The sequence below is a fragment of the Franconibacter helveticus LMG 23732 genome, from assembly GCF_000463115.2.
In the GTDB taxonomy this organism is placed as follows: domain Bacteria; phylum Pseudomonadota; class Gammaproteobacteria; order Enterobacterales; family Enterobacteriaceae; genus Franconibacter; species Franconibacter helveticus.
In genome coordinates this window covers 120,891-137,154 of record NZ_AWFX01000003.1, presented here as the reverse complement: position 1 = coordinate 137,154, position 16,264 = coordinate 120,891, and the positions used below count along the sequence as shown (strand labels likewise).

19 protein-coding genes and 1 other RNA gene are annotated in these 16,264 nt (G+C 55.5%); 14 read left to right on the top strand and 6 right to left on the bottom strand.

The window, feature by feature from the left end; genetic code table 11:
• Window positions 1-12: 12 nt before the first annotated feature.
• The 3 genes from DW56_RS00720 to uxaC all read right to left on the bottom strand — a co-directional run bounded on the left by DW56_RS00720 (window position 13) and on the right by uxaC (window position 3,562).
• Entirely contained in the window at window positions 13-555 is a 543-nt protein-coding gene (locus tag DW56_RS00720) for a YgjV family protein (protein ID WP_024552645.1), read from the bottom strand.
• 75 nt (window positions 556-630) lie between these two features.
• Complete coding sequence (locus DW56_RS00715; protein WP_024552646.1) at window positions 631-2,118, bottom strand: UxaA family hydrolase; 1,488 nt, start codon at window positions 2,116-2,118, stop codon at window positions 631-633.
• Between the two features lie 31 nt (window positions 2,119-2,149).
• Window positions 2,150-3,562, bottom strand: a complete 1,413-nt coding sequence (gene uxaC, locus DW56_RS00710; RefSeq protein ID WP_024552647.1) for a glucuronate isomerase — start codon at window positions 3,560-3,562, stop codon at window positions 2,150-2,152.
• Window positions 3,563-4,036: 474 nt separating this feature from the next.
• Here uxaC and DW56_RS00705 point away from each other — a divergent pair, with 474 nt between their 5' ends.
• The 11 genes from DW56_RS00705 (at window position 4,037) to DW56_RS00655 (ending at window position 11,357) form a co-directional block, all read left to right on the top strand.
• The gene (locus DW56_RS00705; protein ID WP_024552648.1) at window positions 4,037-5,338 is read left to right on the top strand and encodes an MFS transporter; all 1,302 of its coding nucleotides are present in this window, start codon (window positions 4,037-4,039) and stop codon (window positions 5,336-5,338) included.
• Window positions 5,339-5,452: 114 nt separating this feature from the next.
• Window positions 5,453-6,232 carry a transcriptional regulator ExuR gene (gene exuR, locus DW56_RS00700; RefSeq protein WP_024552649.1) on the top strand — a complete coding sequence of 260 codons (780 nt, stop codon included), beginning with the start codon at window positions 5,453-5,455 and terminating at the stop codon, window positions 6,230-6,232.
• 321 nt (window positions 6,233-6,553) lie between these two features.
• Window positions 6,554-7,216, top strand: a complete 663-nt coding sequence (gene yqjA / locus DW56_RS00695; RefSeq protein WP_024552650.1) for a DedA family general envelope maintenance protein YqjA — start codon at window positions 6,554-6,556, stop codon at window positions 7,214-7,216.
• A 3-nt stretch (window positions 7,217-7,219) separates the two neighbouring features.
• Entirely contained in the window at window positions 7,220-7,600 is a 381-nt protein-coding gene (gene mzrA, locus DW56_RS00690) for an EnvZ/OmpR regulon moderator MzrA (RefSeq protein WP_024552651.1), read from the top strand.
• 159 nt (window positions 7,601-7,759) lie between these two features.
• Complete coding sequence (locus DW56_RS00685) at window positions 7,760-8,128, top strand: DUF1090 domain-containing protein (RefSeq protein WP_024552652.1); 369 nt, start codon at window positions 7,760-7,762, stop codon at window positions 8,126-8,128.
• Between the two features lie 34 nt (window positions 8,129-8,162).
• Window positions 8,163-8,468, top strand: coding sequence for an ElaB/YgaM/YqjD family protein (locus tag DW56_RS00680; protein WP_024552653.1), 306 nt, complete (start codon window positions 8,163-8,165; stop codon window positions 8,466-8,468).
• 2 nt (window positions 8,469-8,470) lie between these two features.
• A complete protein-coding gene (locus DW56_RS00675; protein WP_024552654.1) occupies window positions 8,471-8,878 on the top strand; it encodes a phage holin family protein in 408 nt (135 codons plus the stop codon).
• Window positions 8,871-9,161, top strand: a complete 291-nt coding sequence (locus DW56_RS00670) for a YqjK-like family protein (RefSeq protein WP_024552655.1) — start codon at window positions 8,871-8,873, stop codon at window positions 9,159-9,161. The genes DW56_RS00675 and DW56_RS00670 overlap by 8 nt, the downstream gene beginning before the upstream one ends.
• Window positions 9,162-9,373: 212 nt before the next feature.
• Window positions 9,374-9,766: a DoxX family protein gene (locus DW56_RS00665; RefSeq protein ID WP_024552656.1), complete on the top strand. Its 393-nt coding sequence runs from the start codon at window positions 9,374-9,376 to the stop codon at window positions 9,764-9,766.
• A gap of 107 nt (window positions 9,767-9,873) precedes the next feature.
• The gene (locus DW56_RS00660; RefSeq protein ID WP_024552657.1) at window positions 9,874-10,860 is read left to right on the top strand and encodes a glutathione S-transferase family protein; all 987 of its coding nucleotides are present in this window, start codon (window positions 9,874-9,876) and stop codon (window positions 10,858-10,860) included.
• Between the two features lie 131 nt (window positions 10,861-10,991).
• Window positions 10,992-11,357 carry a DUF805 domain-containing protein gene (locus DW56_RS00655; protein WP_029589707.1) on the top strand — a complete coding sequence of 122 codons (366 nt, stop codon included), beginning with the start codon at window positions 10,992-10,994 and terminating at the stop codon, window positions 11,355-11,357.
• Between the two features lie 131 nt (window positions 11,358-11,488).
• Here DW56_RS00655 and DW56_RS00650 read toward each other — a convergent pair whose 3' ends face one another.
• The gene (locus tag DW56_RS00650) at window positions 11,489-12,388 is read right to left on the bottom strand and encodes a LysR family transcriptional regulator (RefSeq protein WP_024552659.1); all 900 of its coding nucleotides are present in this window, start codon (window positions 12,386-12,388) and stop codon (window positions 11,489-11,491) included.
• Window positions 12,389-12,491: 103 nt separating this feature from the next.
• Between DW56_RS00650 and DW56_RS00645 the strand changes: the two genes are divergently transcribed.
• From DW56_RS00645 to DW56_RS00640, 3 genes are all read left to right on the top strand, one after another.
• A complete protein-coding gene (locus tag DW56_RS00645) occupies window positions 12,492-13,193 on the top strand; it encodes a pirin family protein (RefSeq protein ID WP_024552660.1) in 702 nt (233 codons plus the stop codon).
• A 29-nt stretch (window positions 13,194-13,222) separates the two neighbouring features.
• On the top strand, window positions 13,223-13,375 hold the full coding sequence (locus DW56_RS22785; RefSeq protein WP_204353490.1) for a hypothetical protein: 153 nt from the start codon (window positions 13,223-13,225) through the stop codon (window positions 13,373-13,375).
• Between the two features lie 188 nt (window positions 13,376-13,563).
• The gene (locus DW56_RS00640; protein WP_024552661.1) at window positions 13,564-14,457 is read left to right on the top strand and encodes a helix-turn-helix transcriptional regulator; all 894 of its coding nucleotides are present in this window, start codon (window positions 13,564-13,566) and stop codon (window positions 14,455-14,457) included.
• Window positions 14,458-14,499: 42 nt separating this feature from the next.
• Here DW56_RS00640 and DW56_RS00635 read toward each other — a convergent pair whose 3' ends face one another.
• Together DW56_RS00635 and rnpB are read right to left on the bottom strand one after the other, a co-directional pair.
• Window positions 14,500-15,621: a ribosomal protein uL16 3-hydroxylase gene (locus tag DW56_RS00635; RefSeq protein ID WP_024552662.1), complete on the bottom strand. Its 1,122-nt coding sequence runs from the start codon at window positions 15,619-15,621 to the stop codon at window positions 14,500-14,502.
• 165 nt (window positions 15,622-15,786) lie between these two features.
• An RNA gene (gene rnpB, locus DW56_RS01050) (RNase P RNA component class A) lies at window positions 15,787-16,163 on the bottom strand.
• Between the last annotated feature and the right edge of the window lie 101 nt (window positions 16,164-16,264).

Sequence of the window (16,264 nt, the reverse complement as noted above, 5' to 3'; positions counted from 1 at the left end):
TGTCGCCAGCCTTTACCCTTTCTCCGTAAGCGCTTTTTCAACCTTAAACGGGTCGATACCCCGCTTCTGCATACGCCAGAAGCGAATAATGTTTACCCCGTTCATCACCAGAAAACTCCCTTCAATCAGCGTGCCGCCAATCGAACCCAGCCAGAAATTATGTGTGACCCAGCAGGCGGTAGAACACCACATGACGCAGCGGGTGGTCAGCCCCTTGCAGCGAAACAGCGCCCAGGTGCTGGCGACGGTGCCGATAATCGGCAACAGTTCAATAGGATGACGTAACTTCACCAGCCCCAGGGTCAGCGTCAGGAAGATAAAAAGGGCCATGACCCACAGGCTGCGGGTGCGCATGGAGATAAGCGTTCGTAACGCGTTGAGTTCAGCGCTCATCCCCGCCGGCATGGCTCCCATCAGGAAGAAGTGGCCGCCGATAGTGGCGCTATAGAGCGCGAGCTGCATTTTAAAACGTCGCTCATCGCGGTTGATAAAGGTGGTGATGCCAATCAGAAAAGCGAGTACGCCGACGCCCTGGGCCAGCCAATACGCGGTCATAAAGAGTCCTTAGCGGCAAAAGAAACGGCGCTCCATTAATGAAGCGCCGTTTTATGCTAACAGAGGGGCGAGCTTTTACAACGTTACGCCGCTTTTGAAAATAGCCAGCTCGCGGAAGTCGTTACGCTCGTTGCAGGTCTGCTTGCCGCTGGCGATATCGACAATCACATCGACAAATTTTTCCAGCAGCTGCGGCATTGCGGTGCCGTGCAGCAGTTGACCGGCGTCGAAGTCGATCCAGTGCGGTTTCTTCGCCGCCAGTTCGCTGTTGGTGGCGATTTTCACCGTTGGCACAAAGCCGCCGTACGGCGTGCCGCGACCGGTGCTGAACAGCACCATGTGGCAGCCAGCCCCCGCCAGCGCGCTGGTGGCGACGGCGTCGTTGCCCGGCGCGCTCAGCAGGTTCAGCCCCGGCGTTTGCAGCCGCTCGCCGTAACGCAGCACGTCCACCACCTGGCTCTGCCCCGCTTTCTGGGTACAGCCCAGCGATTTCTCTTCGAGCGTCGTAATGCCGCCCGCTTTGTTGCCCGGCGACGGGTTTTCGTAAATCGGCTGGTTATGGGCGATGAAGTACTGTTTGAAGTCGTTCACCATGGTGACCGTTTTTTCAAACGTGGACTCGTCCCGGCAGTGGCTCATCAGGATCTGCTCGGCGCCGAACATCTCCGGCACTTCAGTCAACACCGTAGTGCCGCCGTTGGCGATAACGTAATCGGAGAAGCGCCCCAGCATCGGGTTGGCGGTAATGCCGGAAAGGCCGTCAGAACCGCCGCACTCCAGGCCAAACTTCAGCTCGCTGAGCTTGCCCGGTTCGCGCTTGTCGTTACGCATGGCCGCATACAGCTCGCGCAGATGCTCAAGGCCCGCTTCCACTTCGTCTTCCTGGTGTTGGCAGACCATGAAGTGGACGCGTTGCGGGTCGAAGTCGCCCAGGGTTTCGCGAAAAGCGTCAACCTGGTTGTTCTCGCAGCCCAAGCCGATGACCAGCACCGCCCCCGCGTTGGGGTGGCGTACCATGTTCTGCAACATGGTGCGGGTGTTGATGTGGTCGTCGCCCAGTTGGGAGCAGCCGTAGGTATGGCTGAAAAGAAAGACGCCATCAATGCCTTCCGCGTCGTTGCTCTCTTTGAGGAAACGATTCTGGATCTGCCGGGCGATGCCGTTCACGCAGCCCACCGTCGGCAGGATCCAGAGTTCGTTGCGGATCCCCACTTCGCCGCTGGCGCGGCGGTAGATCTGCACTTCGCGATCGCCCGCCTGCGTTTGCAGCTCGTGGATGTCGGGTTGATAGCTGTACTCGTCCAGATCGCTCAGATTAGTGCGGGCGTTATGAGAGTGAATGTGCTCGCCTGGCTGAATTTCCGCCAGCGCATGGCCGATCGGCAAACCATATTTAACGACGTTCTCTCCCTGAGCGATGGTGCGCAGCGCAAATTTGTGGCCGCGCGCCACCGGTTGACGCAGCGTAACGGTCTGATCGTCGATCGTTACGCTGGCCCCTTCCGCCAGATCCGCAAGCGCTACCGCGACGTTGTCCTGCGAATGGATCTTGATGTATTGCATATCAACCTCAAAGGCCTGATGTAATCAGTAGTTAGTTCAGTTCAATGGCGAAGTAGTCGCGCGCATTGTTGAAGCAGATGTTTTTCACCATCTCGCCCAGCAGCTCGATATCCGCCGGCGCTTCGCCCGCTTCCACCCAGCGGCCAATCATCTGGCAAAGAATGCGGCGGAAGTATTCATGACGGGTATAGGAAAGGAAGCTGCGGCTGTCGGTCAGCATGCCGACAAAGCGGCTCAGCAGGCCGAGCTGCGCAAGCTGGGTCATCTGACGTTCCATGCCGTCTTTCTGGTCGTTAAACCACCAGCCGGAGCCGAACTGCATTTTGCCCGGCATGCCTTCACCCTGGAAGTTGCCGATCATGGTACCCAGCACTTCGTTATCGCGCGGGTTCAGGCAGTAGAGGATGGTTTTCGGCAGCAGATTCTCTTCGTTCTGCTTGCTGAGCAGTTTCGACAGCTCTTCCGCCAGCGGGCGGTCGTTAATGGAATCGAAGCCTACATCCGGCCCCAGCAGCTTGAACTGGCGCAGGTTGTTATTACGCAGCGCGCCGATATGGTACTGCTGCACCCAGCCGCGACGTGCGTATTCCGCGCCGAGCCACACCAGTACTGCGGTTTTGAACTGCGCGACTTCATGTTCGCTCAACGACTCGCCCGCCAGACGGCGCGCCAGAATGCTGTCGAGTTCGCTTTCGTTAGCGTCCGCAAACAGCACCACATCCAGCGCATGGTCGGAAACTTTACAGCCGTGCGCGGCGAAATGATCCAGACGCTTAGCCAGCGCGGTTTGCAGATCGCTGAAGCGGCGAATGTCGGTATCGGACACTTCAGCCAGCTTCGCCATGTAGTCGTTAAAGGTCGCCAGTTCAATGTTGAACGCTTTGTCCGGGCGCCAGCTCGGCAGCACTTTGATGCTGAAGCTGCTGTCTTTGGCGACAGCGGCGTGATGGCGTAAATCGTCAACCGGATCGTCGGTGGTGCCGACCATTTTCACATTCATCTGCTGCATGATGCCGCGCGCGGAGAACGTATCCTGCGACAGCAGCGCGTTGCACTCTTCCCAGATTTCATCGGCGGTTTTCGGCGACAGCAGCTTGCCGGTAATGCCGAACGGGCGGCGCAGCTCCAGATGGGTCCAGTGATAAAGCGGGTTGCCGATGGTATGCGGCACGGTAGCGGCCCAGGCGTCGAATTTCTCGCGGTCGCTGGCGTCGCCGGTGCACAGACGCTCCGGCACGCCGTTGGTGCGCATGGCGCGCCATTTGTAGTGGTCGCCTTTCAGCCAGATGTCATACAGGTTTTTGAATCGGTAGTTTTCTGCAATCTGCTGCGGCGGAAGGTGGCAATGGTAGTCGAAAATCGGCTGATCCTTTGCGTAATCATGGTACAGACGACGGGCAAATTCGGTATCTAACAGAAAATCTTCAGTCATAAACGGGGTCATTTTATGCTTCCTCTGAGCGAGTGATTCAGATGCGTTAGCATGATGCTGACAAAGTTATCACACCAATTTCTACAGACGGAGGATAATTTCGTGAGTTAGATCAATAAACCCTGACAAATAATCTACCTTTTTAGGAGTAAATAACGCTCCAGCCCGCGCCAGTTCTGGCTTCCCGCCCGCCTTTACGTACCCTTACAAAGAAAAATGCTTTTGTGATGTCACTCAACTTTTCAAGCTGTATGACAAGTTATCTTTGCTGCCGTCGCGATACATAACCCCACGGAATGTTTTACCGGTGCAGATTCACCGGAATTACCGGTACGGATACCGAACTTATTCATAACGCTTATGGCAGGGTCGGGCTGTATCGGGAGTCTCTCCCGAACGTTCTTTCCCGTAAAAACAGACAACGCCACTGGTCAGGCTAAACCGGGCGCGCTCAGCGCGGTCGGGAACACAATGATGAGGTTGAAAATGCGTAAAATTAAAGGGTTACGATGGTACATGATTGCACTGGTAACGCTGGGCACCGTGCTGGGCTACCTCACCCGTAATACCGTGGCGGCGGCTGCGCCGACGTTAATGGAAGAGCTGCATATCTCCACACAGCAATACTCTTATATTATCGCCGCTTATTCTGCTGCTTACACGGTGATGCAGCCGGTTGCGGGCTACATTCTGGATATTCTCGGCACCAAAATCGGCTACGCCTTCTTCGCGGTGACCTGGGCGGTCTTCTGCGGCGCGACGGCGCTGGCTGGCAGCTGGGGCGGCCTGGCGCTGGCACGCGGCGCGGTGGGCGCGGCGGAAGCGGCGATGATCCCGGCGGGACTGAAAGCCAGTTCCGAATGGTTCCCGGCGAAAGAGCGCTCTATTGCCGTCGGTTATTTCAACGTGGGCTCTTCTATCGGCGCGATGATTGCTCCGCCGCTGGTGGTCTGGGCTATCGTCATGCACAGCTGGGAAATGGCGTTCATTATCTCCGGCGTGCTGAGCTTCGCCTGGGCGATGGCATGGCTGATTTTCTACAAACACCCGCGTGACCAGAAAAAACTGACTGAAGAAGAGCGCGACTACATTATTGGTGGTCAGGAAGCGCAGCATCAGACCAATAACGGCAAGAAAATGTCAGTCTGGCAGATCCTGGGCACCCGTCAGTTCTGGGGCATCGCCCTGCCGCGTTTCCTGGCAGAGCCGGCCTGGGGTACGTTCAACGCCTGGATCCCGCTGTTCATGTTTAAAGTGTATGGCTTTAACCTGAAAGAGATCGCGATGTTCGCCTGGATGCCGATGCTGTTCGCCGACCTCGGTTGCATCGTTGGGGGTTACCTGCCGCCGCTGTTTCAGCGCTGGTTCGGCGTAAACCTGATTGTCTCCCGTAAAATGGTTGTCACCATGGGCGCTCTGCTGATGATCGGCCCTGGCATGATCGGCCTGTTCACCAGCCCTTATGTTGCCATCGGCCTGCTGTGCATCGGCGGCTTCGCTCACCAGTCCCTTTCCGGCGCGCTGATCACCCTTTCTTCCGACGTCTTTGGTCGTAACGAAGTGGCGACCGCCAACGGTCTGACCGGTATGGCGGCCTGGACGGCGAGCACCCTGTTCGCGCTGGTGGTCGGCGCGCTGGCGGATACCATCGGCTTCAGCCCGCTGTTCGCCGTACTGGCGGTGTTCGACCTGATGGGCGCCGTGGTCATCTGGACGGTACTGAAAAACAAACCCGCCGCCGAGCTTGTGCAGGAGCAGCGAACTGGCGGCCCCGTCACACAACCTTAAATAATCGTCGCGAAAGCCGCCTCCGGGCGGCTTTTTCATTATGGCTTTGTGGAGCGCCGGGGCTTAAAGTGGTATAACAAATCTAAGCAGTCCTGCTGTTCACTGGAGTGGTTTATGGAGCTCACCGAATCTCGTCGCCTTTATCAACAGCTTGCCGCTGAACTCAAAAAACGTATTGAAGATGGCGTTTATCAGGTTGGCGAAAAGTTGCCCGCCGAGCGTTTTATTGCTGATGAAAAAAATGTCAGCCGCACCGTCGTGCGCGAAGCCATCATCATGCTGGAAGTGGAAGGCTATGTAGAGGTGCGTAAGGGCTCCGGCATTCACGTTATTTCAAGCCAGGCGAAGTACCATAACGCTGTCGACGAGCAGCAGCTTGAGTTCGCCAATTACGGCCCGTTCGAACTTCTTCAGGCGCGCCAGCTTATTGAGAGCAACATTGCCGAATTCGCCGCCACTCAGGTAACGAAGCAAGACATCATCAAGCTGATGGAAATCCAGGAGATGGCGCGTAAAGAGCAATGTTTTCGCGACTCCGAATGGGATTTGCAGTTTCACGTGCAAGTCGCGCTTGCTACGCAAAACTCGGCGCTGGCCGCTATTGTTGAAAAAATGTGGACTCAGCGCGTGCACAACCCGTACTGGAAAAAATTACACGAGCATATCGACGCGCGCACCGTGGATAACTGGTGCGACGATCACGACAAAATCCTTAAGGCGCTGATTCGCAAAGATCCGCACGGCGCGAAAGTCGCCATGTGGCAGCATCTGGAAAACACCAAACAAATGCTGTTCAACGAAACCAGCGACGACTTTGAATTTAACGCCGACCGCTATCTTTTCGCCGAAAATCCGGTCGTTCATCTCGATACCGCCGCCAATGGCTTAAAATAGCCGCTCTTCTCCCGAGGGTAAGTAAAACGTATATAGTGTCAGCGTTTGTAAATACCCTCGCCACCCCCTCTTTCGGTAAGCAAAATCAATCCTTAACAAAGCACAAATACTGTGACGCAAAACGTTGGGCTTTGTTACAATTAGACGCAAATTGTGGTTGAGCGGGTAAGTGCCCACTCACCGTGCCAGGTTCACAAGGAAACGTGAAGGCATCAGATTCTGTACAGCCGTGCCGATAATATAAAAACACTCATTTCTGTCGCCGTGTTGTTCGCTTCAACTGTAACCATAGGCTTTAACCGCTGTTGCCAGGAACACTGAATGGAACTTTTGACCCAATTACTTAACGCCTTATGGAGCCAGGATTACGAGACCCTTGCCAATCCGTCCATGGTTGGCATGCTCTATTTCGTGCTGTTTATGATCCTGTTTCTTGAAAACGGCCTGTTGCCCGCCGCGTTTTTACCTGGCGACAGTCTGTTGGTGTTGGTGGGGGTGCTTATCGCCAAAGGCGCAATGGGCTATCCGCAAACCGTATTGCTGTTAACCGCAGCGGCAAGCCTGGGCTGCTGGCTTAGCTATATCCAGGGGCGATGGCTTGGCAATACGCGACTGGTGCAAAACTGGCTTTCGCATCTGCCTGCCCATTACCACCAGCGCGCGCACCATCTGTTTCACAAACACGGGCTTTCCGCGCTGCTTATTGCCCGTTTTATCGCGTTCGTCCGTACATTGCTGCCGACCATCGCCGGGCTTTCCGGCCTGAGCAGCGCGCGTTTTCAATTTTTTAACTGGATAAGCGGCCTGCTGTGGGTGCTGATCCTCACCACGCTTGGCTATCTGCTTGGCAAAACGCCCGTCTTTTTGAAGTATGAAGACGCGCTGATGTCCTGCCTGATGCTGCTGCCGGTCGTGCTACTGGTGTTTGGCCTGATAGGCTCGCTGGTGGTGTTATGGAAGAAAAAACATGGAAACCGGGGCTAAGGAATGGCGTTGAAAAGGACTTTCCTGAGATTACTGTGCGTCACGCTGATTGCCTCGGCGGTGGCGCTGAGCGCCATTCTGTTTATGGTCATGCAAAAACAAGAATCAACCCTTGAGATCCGCGCGGCGGCGCGCGGCGCCGTTATCCCTGACGGCTTTTCCGTCTGGCATCATCTGGACGCCAACGGCATCCGCTTTAAAAGCATCACCCCGAAAAACGATACGCTGTTGATAAAGTTTGACTCAAGCGATCAGAGCGCTGCTGCGCGCGAAGTACTCTACCGTTCCCTTCCGCGCGGCTTTATCATCGCTCAACAGGATGAAGACGCCCCGGCGCCCGGTTGGCTTAACCGCCTGCGCCATGATTTTCGCCAGCTTGGCTAGTTCCTCTCTATTAATCTGAATCTTTTCACTGACTTTGGGGTTTGCGCTATTACTTACTATGCTTAAGTCAGCGCATCCCTTTGGTTTCCCTGCGCAGAATACGCAACTGGATAATCACACGCCCTGAGTGGCGCTGTGACACAAAGGAAGGTTTTCACTATGCATTACCGCACCATACTGACATTAGCCCTTTTTTCAGTCACCACGGCAAGCCACGCCGCCTCCCTGTGCCAGGAAAAGGAACAGGAAATTCAGCGTGAAATCCACTATGCGGAGAAGCATCACAACCAGAGCCGCATTAATGGACTGAACAAAGCGCTAAGCGAAGTGCGCGCCAATTGCCGTGACAGCGATCTTCGCGCCGATCACCGCAAAGAGATTGCTGAAAAAGAGGCTGAAGTGGCGGAACGTCAGGCGGAGCTTAGCGAGGCGAAACAGAAAGGCGATGCGGATAAGATTGCAAAGCGCCAGCAGAAGCTTCACGAGGCTGAGCAGGAGCTGAAAGCAGTAAAAGCTCGTGACTACTGAGTTTATGGATACCCCTCACTCACTGGAGAGAATTATGTCGAAAGATACAACCACAGATCACCTGCGCGCTGAGTTGAAATCGCTGGCTGACACGCTGGAAGAGGTGCTCTCTTCCTCAGGCGATAAATCGAAAGAAGAGATGAGCAAGCTGCGCAGCAAAGCAGAACGCGCGCTGAAAGATACCCGCTCCCAGCTGAGCGACACCGGCGATATTATCGCGAAGCAGACCCGTGAAGCGGCGGCCCGGGCTGAAGATTATGTTCGTGCGAACCCGTGGACCGGCGTCGGTATTGGCGCGGCGGTGGGCGTCGTGCTGGGCATGCTGCTGACGCGTCGCTGATTATGGCTGAGACTCGTCACGTACCGCCTCAGGGTCCGGGAAAAAGCGTTCTCGGCATAGGTCAGCGCATGGTGACTATCATCGTAGAGATGGTGGAAACCCGCCTGCGTCTCGCCGTGGTGGAGCTGGAAGAAGAGAAAGCTAACGTTATCCAGCTGCTCCTGATGTTAGGGCTGACTATGCTGTTCGCCGCTTTTGGCCTGATGAGCCTGATGGTGTTGATTATCTGGGCAGTCGATCCGCAGTATCGGCTTAACGCGATTATCGCAACCACCGCCGTGTTGTTCCTTCTGGCGATAATATGCGGGGTCTGGGCGTTGAAAAAATCACGCCAGTCGACGCTGCTGCGTCATACCCGCGGCGAGCTGGCGAATGACCGTGCGTTGCTTGAGGATGACCGACATGAGTAATAAGGAACGTGAAAGACGTAAAGCGTTCCTGTTAAGCCAGATCCAGCAGCAGCGGCTGGATCTTTCCGCCAGCCGCCGCGAGTGGCTGGAGTCAACCGGCGCCTACGACCGCGGCTGGAATACCATTCTCAGTCTGCGTTCATGGCTGCTGGTAGGCAGCAGCTTTATGGCTATCTGGAGCGTTCGTAATCCAAATTTCCTGCTGCGCTGGGGCAAACGCGCCTTTGCCGGCTGGAGCGCATGGCGCTTGCTTAAAAACACCATGCACAAGCAACTTCCTTAAGCCTTTCTCTCCTGCGGGAGAGAAGGCCCTTCCCTCTCCCGAAACCTCATTCATCTTATTTGAATAAGATTGACAGTTTTCCTTGCTAACAATCTTTTTCTCTGCCGCTTATGATTCTCTCCATCAGGATTACTTCGGTAATTAAAACAAAAAACATCATTTAATCAATAAATTGAAGTTAGCGCCTGTCAGAGGGCGTACTGGAGAGAGAAATGAAAAAATTCGAAGATGTTGGTATTTTAGTGGCTCGTATTCTGATGCCTGTTCTGTTTATCGTGTCGGGCTGGGGCAAAATCACGGGTTACGCAGGCACACAGCAATACATGGAAGCGATGGGCGTACCGGGTTTCTTTCTGCCTCTGACCATCCTGCTTGAGTTCGGCGGCGGCCTGGCCATTATTTTCGGTTTCCTGACGCGTACTACGGCTATCATCACCGCCCTGTTTACGCTGATGACGGCGTTTCTCTTCCATATCGATTTTTCTCAGGCGCCGAACTCAATTATGTTCATGAAAAACCTGACCATCGCAGGCGGCTTCCTGCTGCTGACCATCACCGGTCCGGGCGCGTTCAGCATCGACCGCATACTGAATAAAAAGTGGTAAGGCTTCTATACTGAAATCATCAAAAGCGGGGAGTTTCTTCCTCGCTTTTCACATTTATCCTGAGGCTGCGCAAAAGGCAAAGCGCGGGAAAACGGGAGGAGAACTGAATGGGACAACTTATCGACGGCGTCTGGCACGACACGTGGTATGACACCAAATCCACCGGCGGTCGCTTTAAACGCTCCGAGTCAGCCTGGCGCAACTGGGTCACCGCCGATGGCGAACCCGGGCCGACCGGCAAAGGCGGTTTCGCTGCTGAAAAAGACCGTTATCACCTCTATGTTTCCCTTGCCTGTCCCTGGGCGCACCGCACGCTGATTATGCGCAAGCTAAAAGGGCTGGAACCCTTTATCGGCGTTTCGGTCGTACACCCGCTGATGCTACAAGATGGCTGGACCTTTGACGACAGCTTCCCGCAGGCGACCGGCGACAGCCTTTACCAGAACGATTTTCTTTATCAGCTTTATCTGCACGCCGATGAACACTATTCCGGGCGCGTAACGGTGCCGGTGCTGTGGGATAAAAAAACGCAGACCATCGTCAGTAATGAATCGGCGGATATCATTCGCATGTTTAACACCGCCTTTGATGCGCTGGGCGCGCGCGCCGGGGATTATTATCCTCAGGCTCTGCGCAGCCAGATTGATGAGCTGAACGGCTGGATTTACGACACGGTGAACAACGGCGTCTATAAAGCGGGCTTCGCCACCAGCCAGGAAGCTTACGACGAAGCGGTAAACGGCGTTTTCGCCTCGCTTTCACGGCTTGAGCAACTTCTGGGGCAGCACCGTTTTCTTACCGGTAATCACCTTACCGAAGCGGATATCCGCTTGTGGACGACGCTGGTTCGCTTCGACCCGGTTTATGTCACCCATTTTAAATGCGATAAGCATCGCATCAGCGATTACCTTAACCTGCATGGCTTCCTGCGCGATATCTACCAGACGCCAGGCGTCGCGGAGACGGTGAATTTCGACCACATCCGCCACCACTACTTCCGCAGCCACAAAACCATCAACCCGACCGGTATTATCTCCATCGGGCCGTGGCAGGATCTCGAGGAGCCGCACGGCCGCGACGAACGTTTCCGCTAATTTTCCGGCGCCCCGTCACGGGCGCCGCTTTCCTTCCCCGCGTCTCATTTACCTGTCGTCAATTCACGACTACGCTTTCACTATCGCTTATAAAACAAGCGATTGATGCTCAGACGAGGCGAAAGCATATGATGGACTGGTATTTTAAAGTTTTGAGAAACTATGTTGGCTTCCGTGGCCGGGCGCGTCGCAAAGAGTACTGGATGTTCATGCTGGTCAATCTCATTTTGACCGGCGTGCTCAGCATGGTGGATAAAATGCTGGGGCTGCGCGTGGCGGGCGATGAGGGCATTCTTACCGCTATTTATGGCCTGCTGGTGTTTCTGCCCTGGTGGGCGGTGCAGTTCCGGCGGCTGCACGATACGGACCGCTCGGCATGGTGGCTGCTGCTGCTTATTATCCCGATTGTGGGCTGGCTCATCATACTGGCGTTTAACTGCCAGGACAGCACGCCTGACGAAAACCGCTTCGGGCCTAACCCTAAACAGGTCATCTGACCCGCCGACGCCGCCGCTATGCGGCGTTACTATTCTTTTGGCGGCAACTTCCCCGCTGACAGAACGGCAGAAAAGCATCGACGCCGCTACAGTGTTTGCTTTCGCCTGCGCTGCAATGACGCCCTGCTCGCTTACCGCCTTGCTGAAAATAGCTTTGGAATTTCACGCAGGCACCAGGCCTTCGCTTCGCCCATGCTGTCGCGTCGCCAGGCCATAATAATATCGATTTCGCCGGTGTATTCAGGGCTGACTACGCGCAACCGGCCTTCGGCGATATCTTTTTCAACCAGCGCATAAGGCATGGTCGCCACGCCCAGACCAGCAAGCAGCGCCTGGCGTTTATCTTCTATCGAGGTGACGGTCAGACGCGGCTGCTTATCAAGCAACTGCACGGTCAGCACCGGCCTTTCACGTGCGGTATCCGCCACCGCCACGCCGCGATATTTTACGCGGGTCACTTCTGAAAGCGGTTCCGGCTCCTGATGGATCGGGTGATCCGGCGCGGCGACATAGACGTTCATCACTTTATAAAGCTTGCGGGAGTTAATTTCCGACGAGGAGCGAAAATGCATATCCGGCGCGATGACGATATCCGCCCGCCCCTGCTCCAGCCGCTCCCACGCGCCTGCCAGCACCTCGGTAATGATTGAGAGCTGCGTGTTGGCTTTTTCCGCCAGTTTTTCCACCAGCGGGAAGAGCGTGGACGTGGGCACCAGCGCCTCGGCAACGATAGTCAGGTGCGTTTCCCAGCCTCGCGCCAGCGCTTCGGCATCGGTTGTCAGCTTATCCGCCGCTTCTAACAGCACGCGGCCGCGCTCAAGCAGCATACGCCCGACGTTGGTGAATTTGGTACGGTGGCCGGAGCGATCAAACAGCACCACATCCAGCTCTTCTTCAAGCTTTTGCATGGTATAGCTGAGCGCGGACGGCACGCGCCCCAGCTCATCCGCCGCGGCGGCAAAGCTGCCGCGTCTGTCGATAGCGTCCATGACCCTTAATGCTTCCAGCGTCAACGCCCTTTCTTTAGCCATCGGGTTCTCATTCAGGAAATTTGAACATAGGCAGCAGATTAACTGGCTAACATTGCACCGTCCAGACCTTTACCATAAAAGCAAGTAAAGAGAGGTCAAGAAGATGATTACCACGAGAACAGCCAAACAGTGCGGGCAAGCTGACTATGGATGGCTGCAAGCTCGCTATACCTTTTCCTTTGGACACTATTTCGACCCCAAACTGCTGGGCTATGCCTCCCTGCGGGTGCTTAATCAGGAAGTTCTGGCGCCGGGCGCCGCTTTCCAGCCGCGCACTTACCCGAAAGTGGATATTCTGAACCTTATCCTGGAAGGAGAAGCGGAATACCGCGACAGCGAAGGCAACCATGTGCAGGCAAAGGCGGGCGAGGCATTACTGCTTTCGACCCAACCGGGTATTAGCTACAGCGAGCATAACCTGAGCAAGGATAAGTCGCTGACCCGCATGCAGCTCTGGCTCGACGCCTGCCCGGAGCGGGAAAGCCCGACCGTGCAAAAGATGACGCTGGCTAATGCCGCGCGCCAGCTTATCGCCTCGCCGGATGGCGCAGAACAAAGCTTGCAGCTTCGCCAGCAGGTGTGGCTGCACCATATCGAGCTTGGCAAAGGCGAACAGCTTGATTTTACGCTGCATGGGCCGCGCGCCTATTTGCAGTCTATTCACGGTCAGTTTCATGCGCTGACGCCTTCTGAAGAGAAAGAGGCGCTTGCCTGCGGCGACGGCGCGTTTATTCGCGACGAAGCGAACCTGACCCTTGTCGCCGATACGCCTTTGCGCGCGTTACTGATTGATTTACCGGTGTAAACCACCGTTTTGTACACAGCGAGTATGTTATGACAGCAGAAGTGAAAAGTAAGGCAACGGCAATGCACGATACGTCATTGCCCAAACATCGCGAATTCCACTACGAGCAGATGCTCAGCGAGCTGGAAGCCATTGTCGCAGAGGCGCAGGCGCGCCTTGTTGAAGAAGAAGCGACAGCGTAATCTCTTCCCAGGCAGCCGCTGCGGCGGCTTGCCTGTTTCTCTTACAGAACTAAAAATTCCTCATCTTTTCCCCCTTGCCTGACGATAAACCGTAAGAGTGACGTAGCCTGGCGTCTGGCGCTGTCATCCTTTTAACGCCAGAAAACGTGCTGCGACCGTCTTATTTGTCGAAAGAAAAAAGGAAATGTATGAGCAGCGAAGCGAAAGCCGCGAAGCATCAGGTTCTGGTTGAACGTTTATCCGGTATTTTTGAGCGGCTTTACCAGGGGAAGACGCTGGATAAAAGCTGGCTGTGCGAGACTTACGCCATTACGCCTCGTACTGCCTATCGGGATATTGCTCGCATCGCCCACCTGGTGGACGAAATCGCGCCCGGGAAATACCGTCTGGCGGCGGCGCTTCAGCCAGGACTGAGCTATTCGCAGCTCAGCGAGTTCGCCCGGCTGACTGACGTAGCTAAGCTCTTTCCCGACGCCGACGGCAAAAAGCTGCGCGAGGCGCTTAATCATCGTGAAACGCTGCTGATTAAAGGCAATACCACGCGCAATAACAGTACGGTTGAAGGCCTGCTTCACGACCTGAAGCAGGCTATCGCCAGACATCAACTGGTCGGATTTACCTATAAAAATAAAGCCCGGCTGGCGCAGCCTTATAAGCTGATTAACCAGAGCGGGCTTTGGTATCTCGCCGCCTGCGAAGCGGAGCGGATGAAAGCGTTTGAACTGGCGAAAATTCAGCGGTTGCTGGTTTACCCGCAAACGTTCGAAGTGGATGCCGTTCGACTTGAAGCCATCAATGAAGGAAATGGCATCTGGTTTGGCGAGCGCACAACGGTCGTGCTGGAAGCCACGCCAAAAGCGGCAGGCTACCTGCAACGTCGTGCTCTCTTCCCGCACCAGCAGATAACGCACACCCATCCCAACGGCGGCGTAACCCTCTCCACTTCGGTTACCAATCCGCAGCTGTTGTTCCGCTGGGTGCGTTACTGGTTGCCGGAGATCCGTATCGTTTCGCCTGTGGACTGGCAGGAAAAATTTGCCAGCGAACTGCAACAGCATGCCGCGCAACTGACGCCTGCATAATAAAAAACCCCACGGCGCTGCGGTGGGGTTTTCTTCTCTTTTTTACTCGTCGAAATACCAGTAGCCCTGATTAACCAGCCCGGTTAATTCAGCCATAAACGCCCGGTTATTCAGCGCGTCGCCCAACTGTTGTCTGCCGATACAAGCGTAGCGGCAAAGGGCGTCGGCGGCGTTCAGGTCTTGGGTATCCAGCCGTTCGCTGTTGATAAAAATCGTTTCGTCGACATTCAGTACGCGCAGCCCGTTCAGGCGCGTCAGCATCTCGCCGCCTTTCAGCGCTTCGACGATCTCTTCGGTTTCATAGGGCGGTTCGGCGGGCGCAATATCCAGCTCGTGGCGCGGCGTCGTGATGAAACGACCAAACCACTGCTTAAAATCTTCCGGCTGGTTGATCATCTCGATCATCATTCCCCGCAGGCGATCAAGCTCATAACCCTCCACCCGCCCCGGATGTTCCCGACAGGTTAAATCCGGATCGGCATAGTGTTCGCCCCCCAGATCGTTTTCCAGCGCGTAATCGGCAAAGCTGCTGATAAGATCCCTGCCGTTCGGGCCACGAAAGCCTACGGAGTAGTTAAGCGCTGTCTCATGCGTAACGCCGTCGTGCGGGAAACCTGGCGGAATATAAAGGATGTCGCCCGGCTCAAGGTCTTCATCAATAATCGGCTCGAACGGGTCAACGTGAAGCAGCGCCGGATGCGGGCAAAATTGTCGCATGGGCAGTTTATCGCCCACCCGCCAGCGGCGGCTGCCCATGCCCTGAATAATAAAGACATCATACTGGTCGATATGCGGTCCTACGCCGCCGCCCGGCACGGAAAACGAGATCATCAGGTCGTCCAGTCGCCAGTCTGGCAGCACGCGAAACGGACGCACCAGCTCGGCCGAAGGCGCATGCCAGTGATTCACCGCCTGCGCCAGCAACGACCAGCCCGTTTCTCCAAGGCCGTCGAAATGTTCAAACGGGCCGTTACTGGCCTGCCATTGCCCCTTCTTCAGGCTGACCAGACGGCTGTCGACTTCCGGCTCCATTGCAAGCCCCGCCAGTTCATCTGGCGTAATGGGGTCGACAAAGTCTTTAAATGCGTTCTTCAGGACGACAGGTTTTTTCTGCCAGTAAGTTGCTAAAAATTCGGGCCAGTTAAGGTTAAGTTGATAAGCCATCGCTTGAGACCAGTAAAAGTTAAACGGGCTCGATTATAGAGAGGCGAAAGTTTAAGCCGCTTTGTTATGGGTCAAGGCCGCGACATTCAATGCTGACAATCGCGAATGACGCTTTGTTTACTGCGTCCTGAAAAAGCAAAACCCCGCCGTAGCGGGGTTTTCAAAGTGTGAAGCTGACCGGTAAGCCGGGTTCTGTCGTGGACAGTCATTCATCTAGGCCAGCAATCGCTCACTGGCTCAAGCAGCCTACCCGGGTTCAGTACGGGCCGTACCTTGTGAACCCCTATTTGGCCTTGCTCCGGGTGGAGTTTACCGTGCCGCGAACTGTTGCCAGCCGCGCGGTGCGCTCTTACCGCACCCTTTCACCCTTACCTGATCCCGCTTGCGCGGGCCATCGGCGGTTTGCTCTCTGTTGCACTGGTCGTAGGCTTGCGCCCCCCAGGCGTTACCTGGCACCCTGCCCTATGGAGCCCGGACTTTCCTCCCCTCCGCCCGTCTCCCCGAAGGGACGACGACGAAGCGGCGACTGTCTGGTCAGCTTCGGCGCAGGAGTATAGAGGGTTTGCGCTTCCCTGTCACGCACGGCGCGTTCTCTTTGCGCGCTGCTTTCAGAATCCATCTTCATTTACTTTCGATACTCTTC

Excerpts from the sequence above, each read along its gene's own strand:
- DW56_RS00720 (WP_024552645.1), bottom strand. The coding sequence starts at position 555 with ATGACCGCGTATTGGCTGGCCCAGGGCGTCGGCGTACTCGCTTTTCTG.
- DW56_RS00715 (WP_024552646.1), bottom strand. The coding sequence starts at position 2,118 with ATGCAATACATCAAGATCCATTCGCAGGACAACGTCGCGGTAGCGCTT.
- uxaC (WP_024552647.1), bottom strand. The coding sequence starts at position 3,562 with ATGACCCCGTTTATGACTGAAGATTTTCTGTTAGATACCGAATTTGCC.
- DW56_RS00705 (WP_024552648.1), top strand. The coding sequence starts at position 4,037 with ATGCGTAAAATTAAAGGGTTACGATGGTACATGATTGCACTGGTAACG.
- exuR (WP_024552649.1), top strand. The coding sequence starts at position 5,453 with ATGGAGCTCACCGAATCTCGTCGCCTTTATCAACAGCTTGCCGCTGAA.
- yqjA (WP_024552650.1), top strand. The coding sequence starts at position 6,554 with ATGGAACTTTTGACCCAATTACTTAACGCCTTATGGAGCCAGGATTAC.
- mzrA (WP_024552651.1), top strand. The coding sequence starts at position 7,220 with ATGGCGTTGAAAAGGACTTTCCTGAGATTACTGTGCGTCACGCTGATT.
- DW56_RS00685 (WP_024552652.1), top strand. The coding sequence starts at position 7,760 with ATGCATTACCGCACCATACTGACATTAGCCCTTTTTTCAGTCACCACG.
- DW56_RS00680 (WP_024552653.1), top strand. The coding sequence starts at position 8,163 with ATGTCGAAAGATACAACCACAGATCACCTGCGCGCTGAGTTGAAATCG.
- DW56_RS00675 (WP_024552654.1), top strand. The coding sequence starts at position 8,471 with ATGGCTGAGACTCGTCACGTACCGCCTCAGGGTCCGGGAAAAAGCGTT.
- DW56_RS00670 (WP_024552655.1), top strand. The coding sequence starts at position 8,871 with ATGAGTAATAAGGAACGTGAAAGACGTAAAGCGTTCCTGTTAAGCCAG.
- DW56_RS00665 (WP_024552656.1), top strand. The coding sequence starts at position 9,374 with ATGAAAAAATTCGAAGATGTTGGTATTTTAGTGGCTCGTATTCTGATG.
- DW56_RS00660 (WP_024552657.1), top strand. The coding sequence starts at position 9,874 with ATGGGACAACTTATCGACGGCGTCTGGCACGACACGTGGTATGACACC.
- DW56_RS00655 (WP_029589707.1), top strand. The coding sequence starts at position 10,992 with ATGGACTGGTATTTTAAAGTTTTGAGAAACTATGTTGGCTTCCGTGGC.
- DW56_RS00650 (WP_024552659.1), bottom strand. The coding sequence starts at position 12,388 with ATGGCTAAAGAAAGGGCGTTGACGCTGGAAGCATTAAGGGTCATGGAC.
- DW56_RS00645 (WP_024552660.1), top strand. The coding sequence starts at position 12,492 with ATGATTACCACGAGAACAGCCAAACAGTGCGGGCAAGCTGACTATGGA.
- DW56_RS22785 (WP_204353490.1), top strand. The coding sequence starts at position 13,223 with ATGACAGCAGAAGTGAAAAGTAAGGCAACGGCAATGCACGATACGTCA.
- DW56_RS00640 (WP_024552661.1), top strand. The coding sequence starts at position 13,564 with ATGAGCAGCGAAGCGAAAGCCGCGAAGCATCAGGTTCTGGTTGAACGT.
- DW56_RS00635 (WP_024552662.1), bottom strand. The coding sequence starts at position 15,621 with ATGGCTTATCAACTTAACCTTAACTGGCCCGAATTTTTAGCAACTTAC.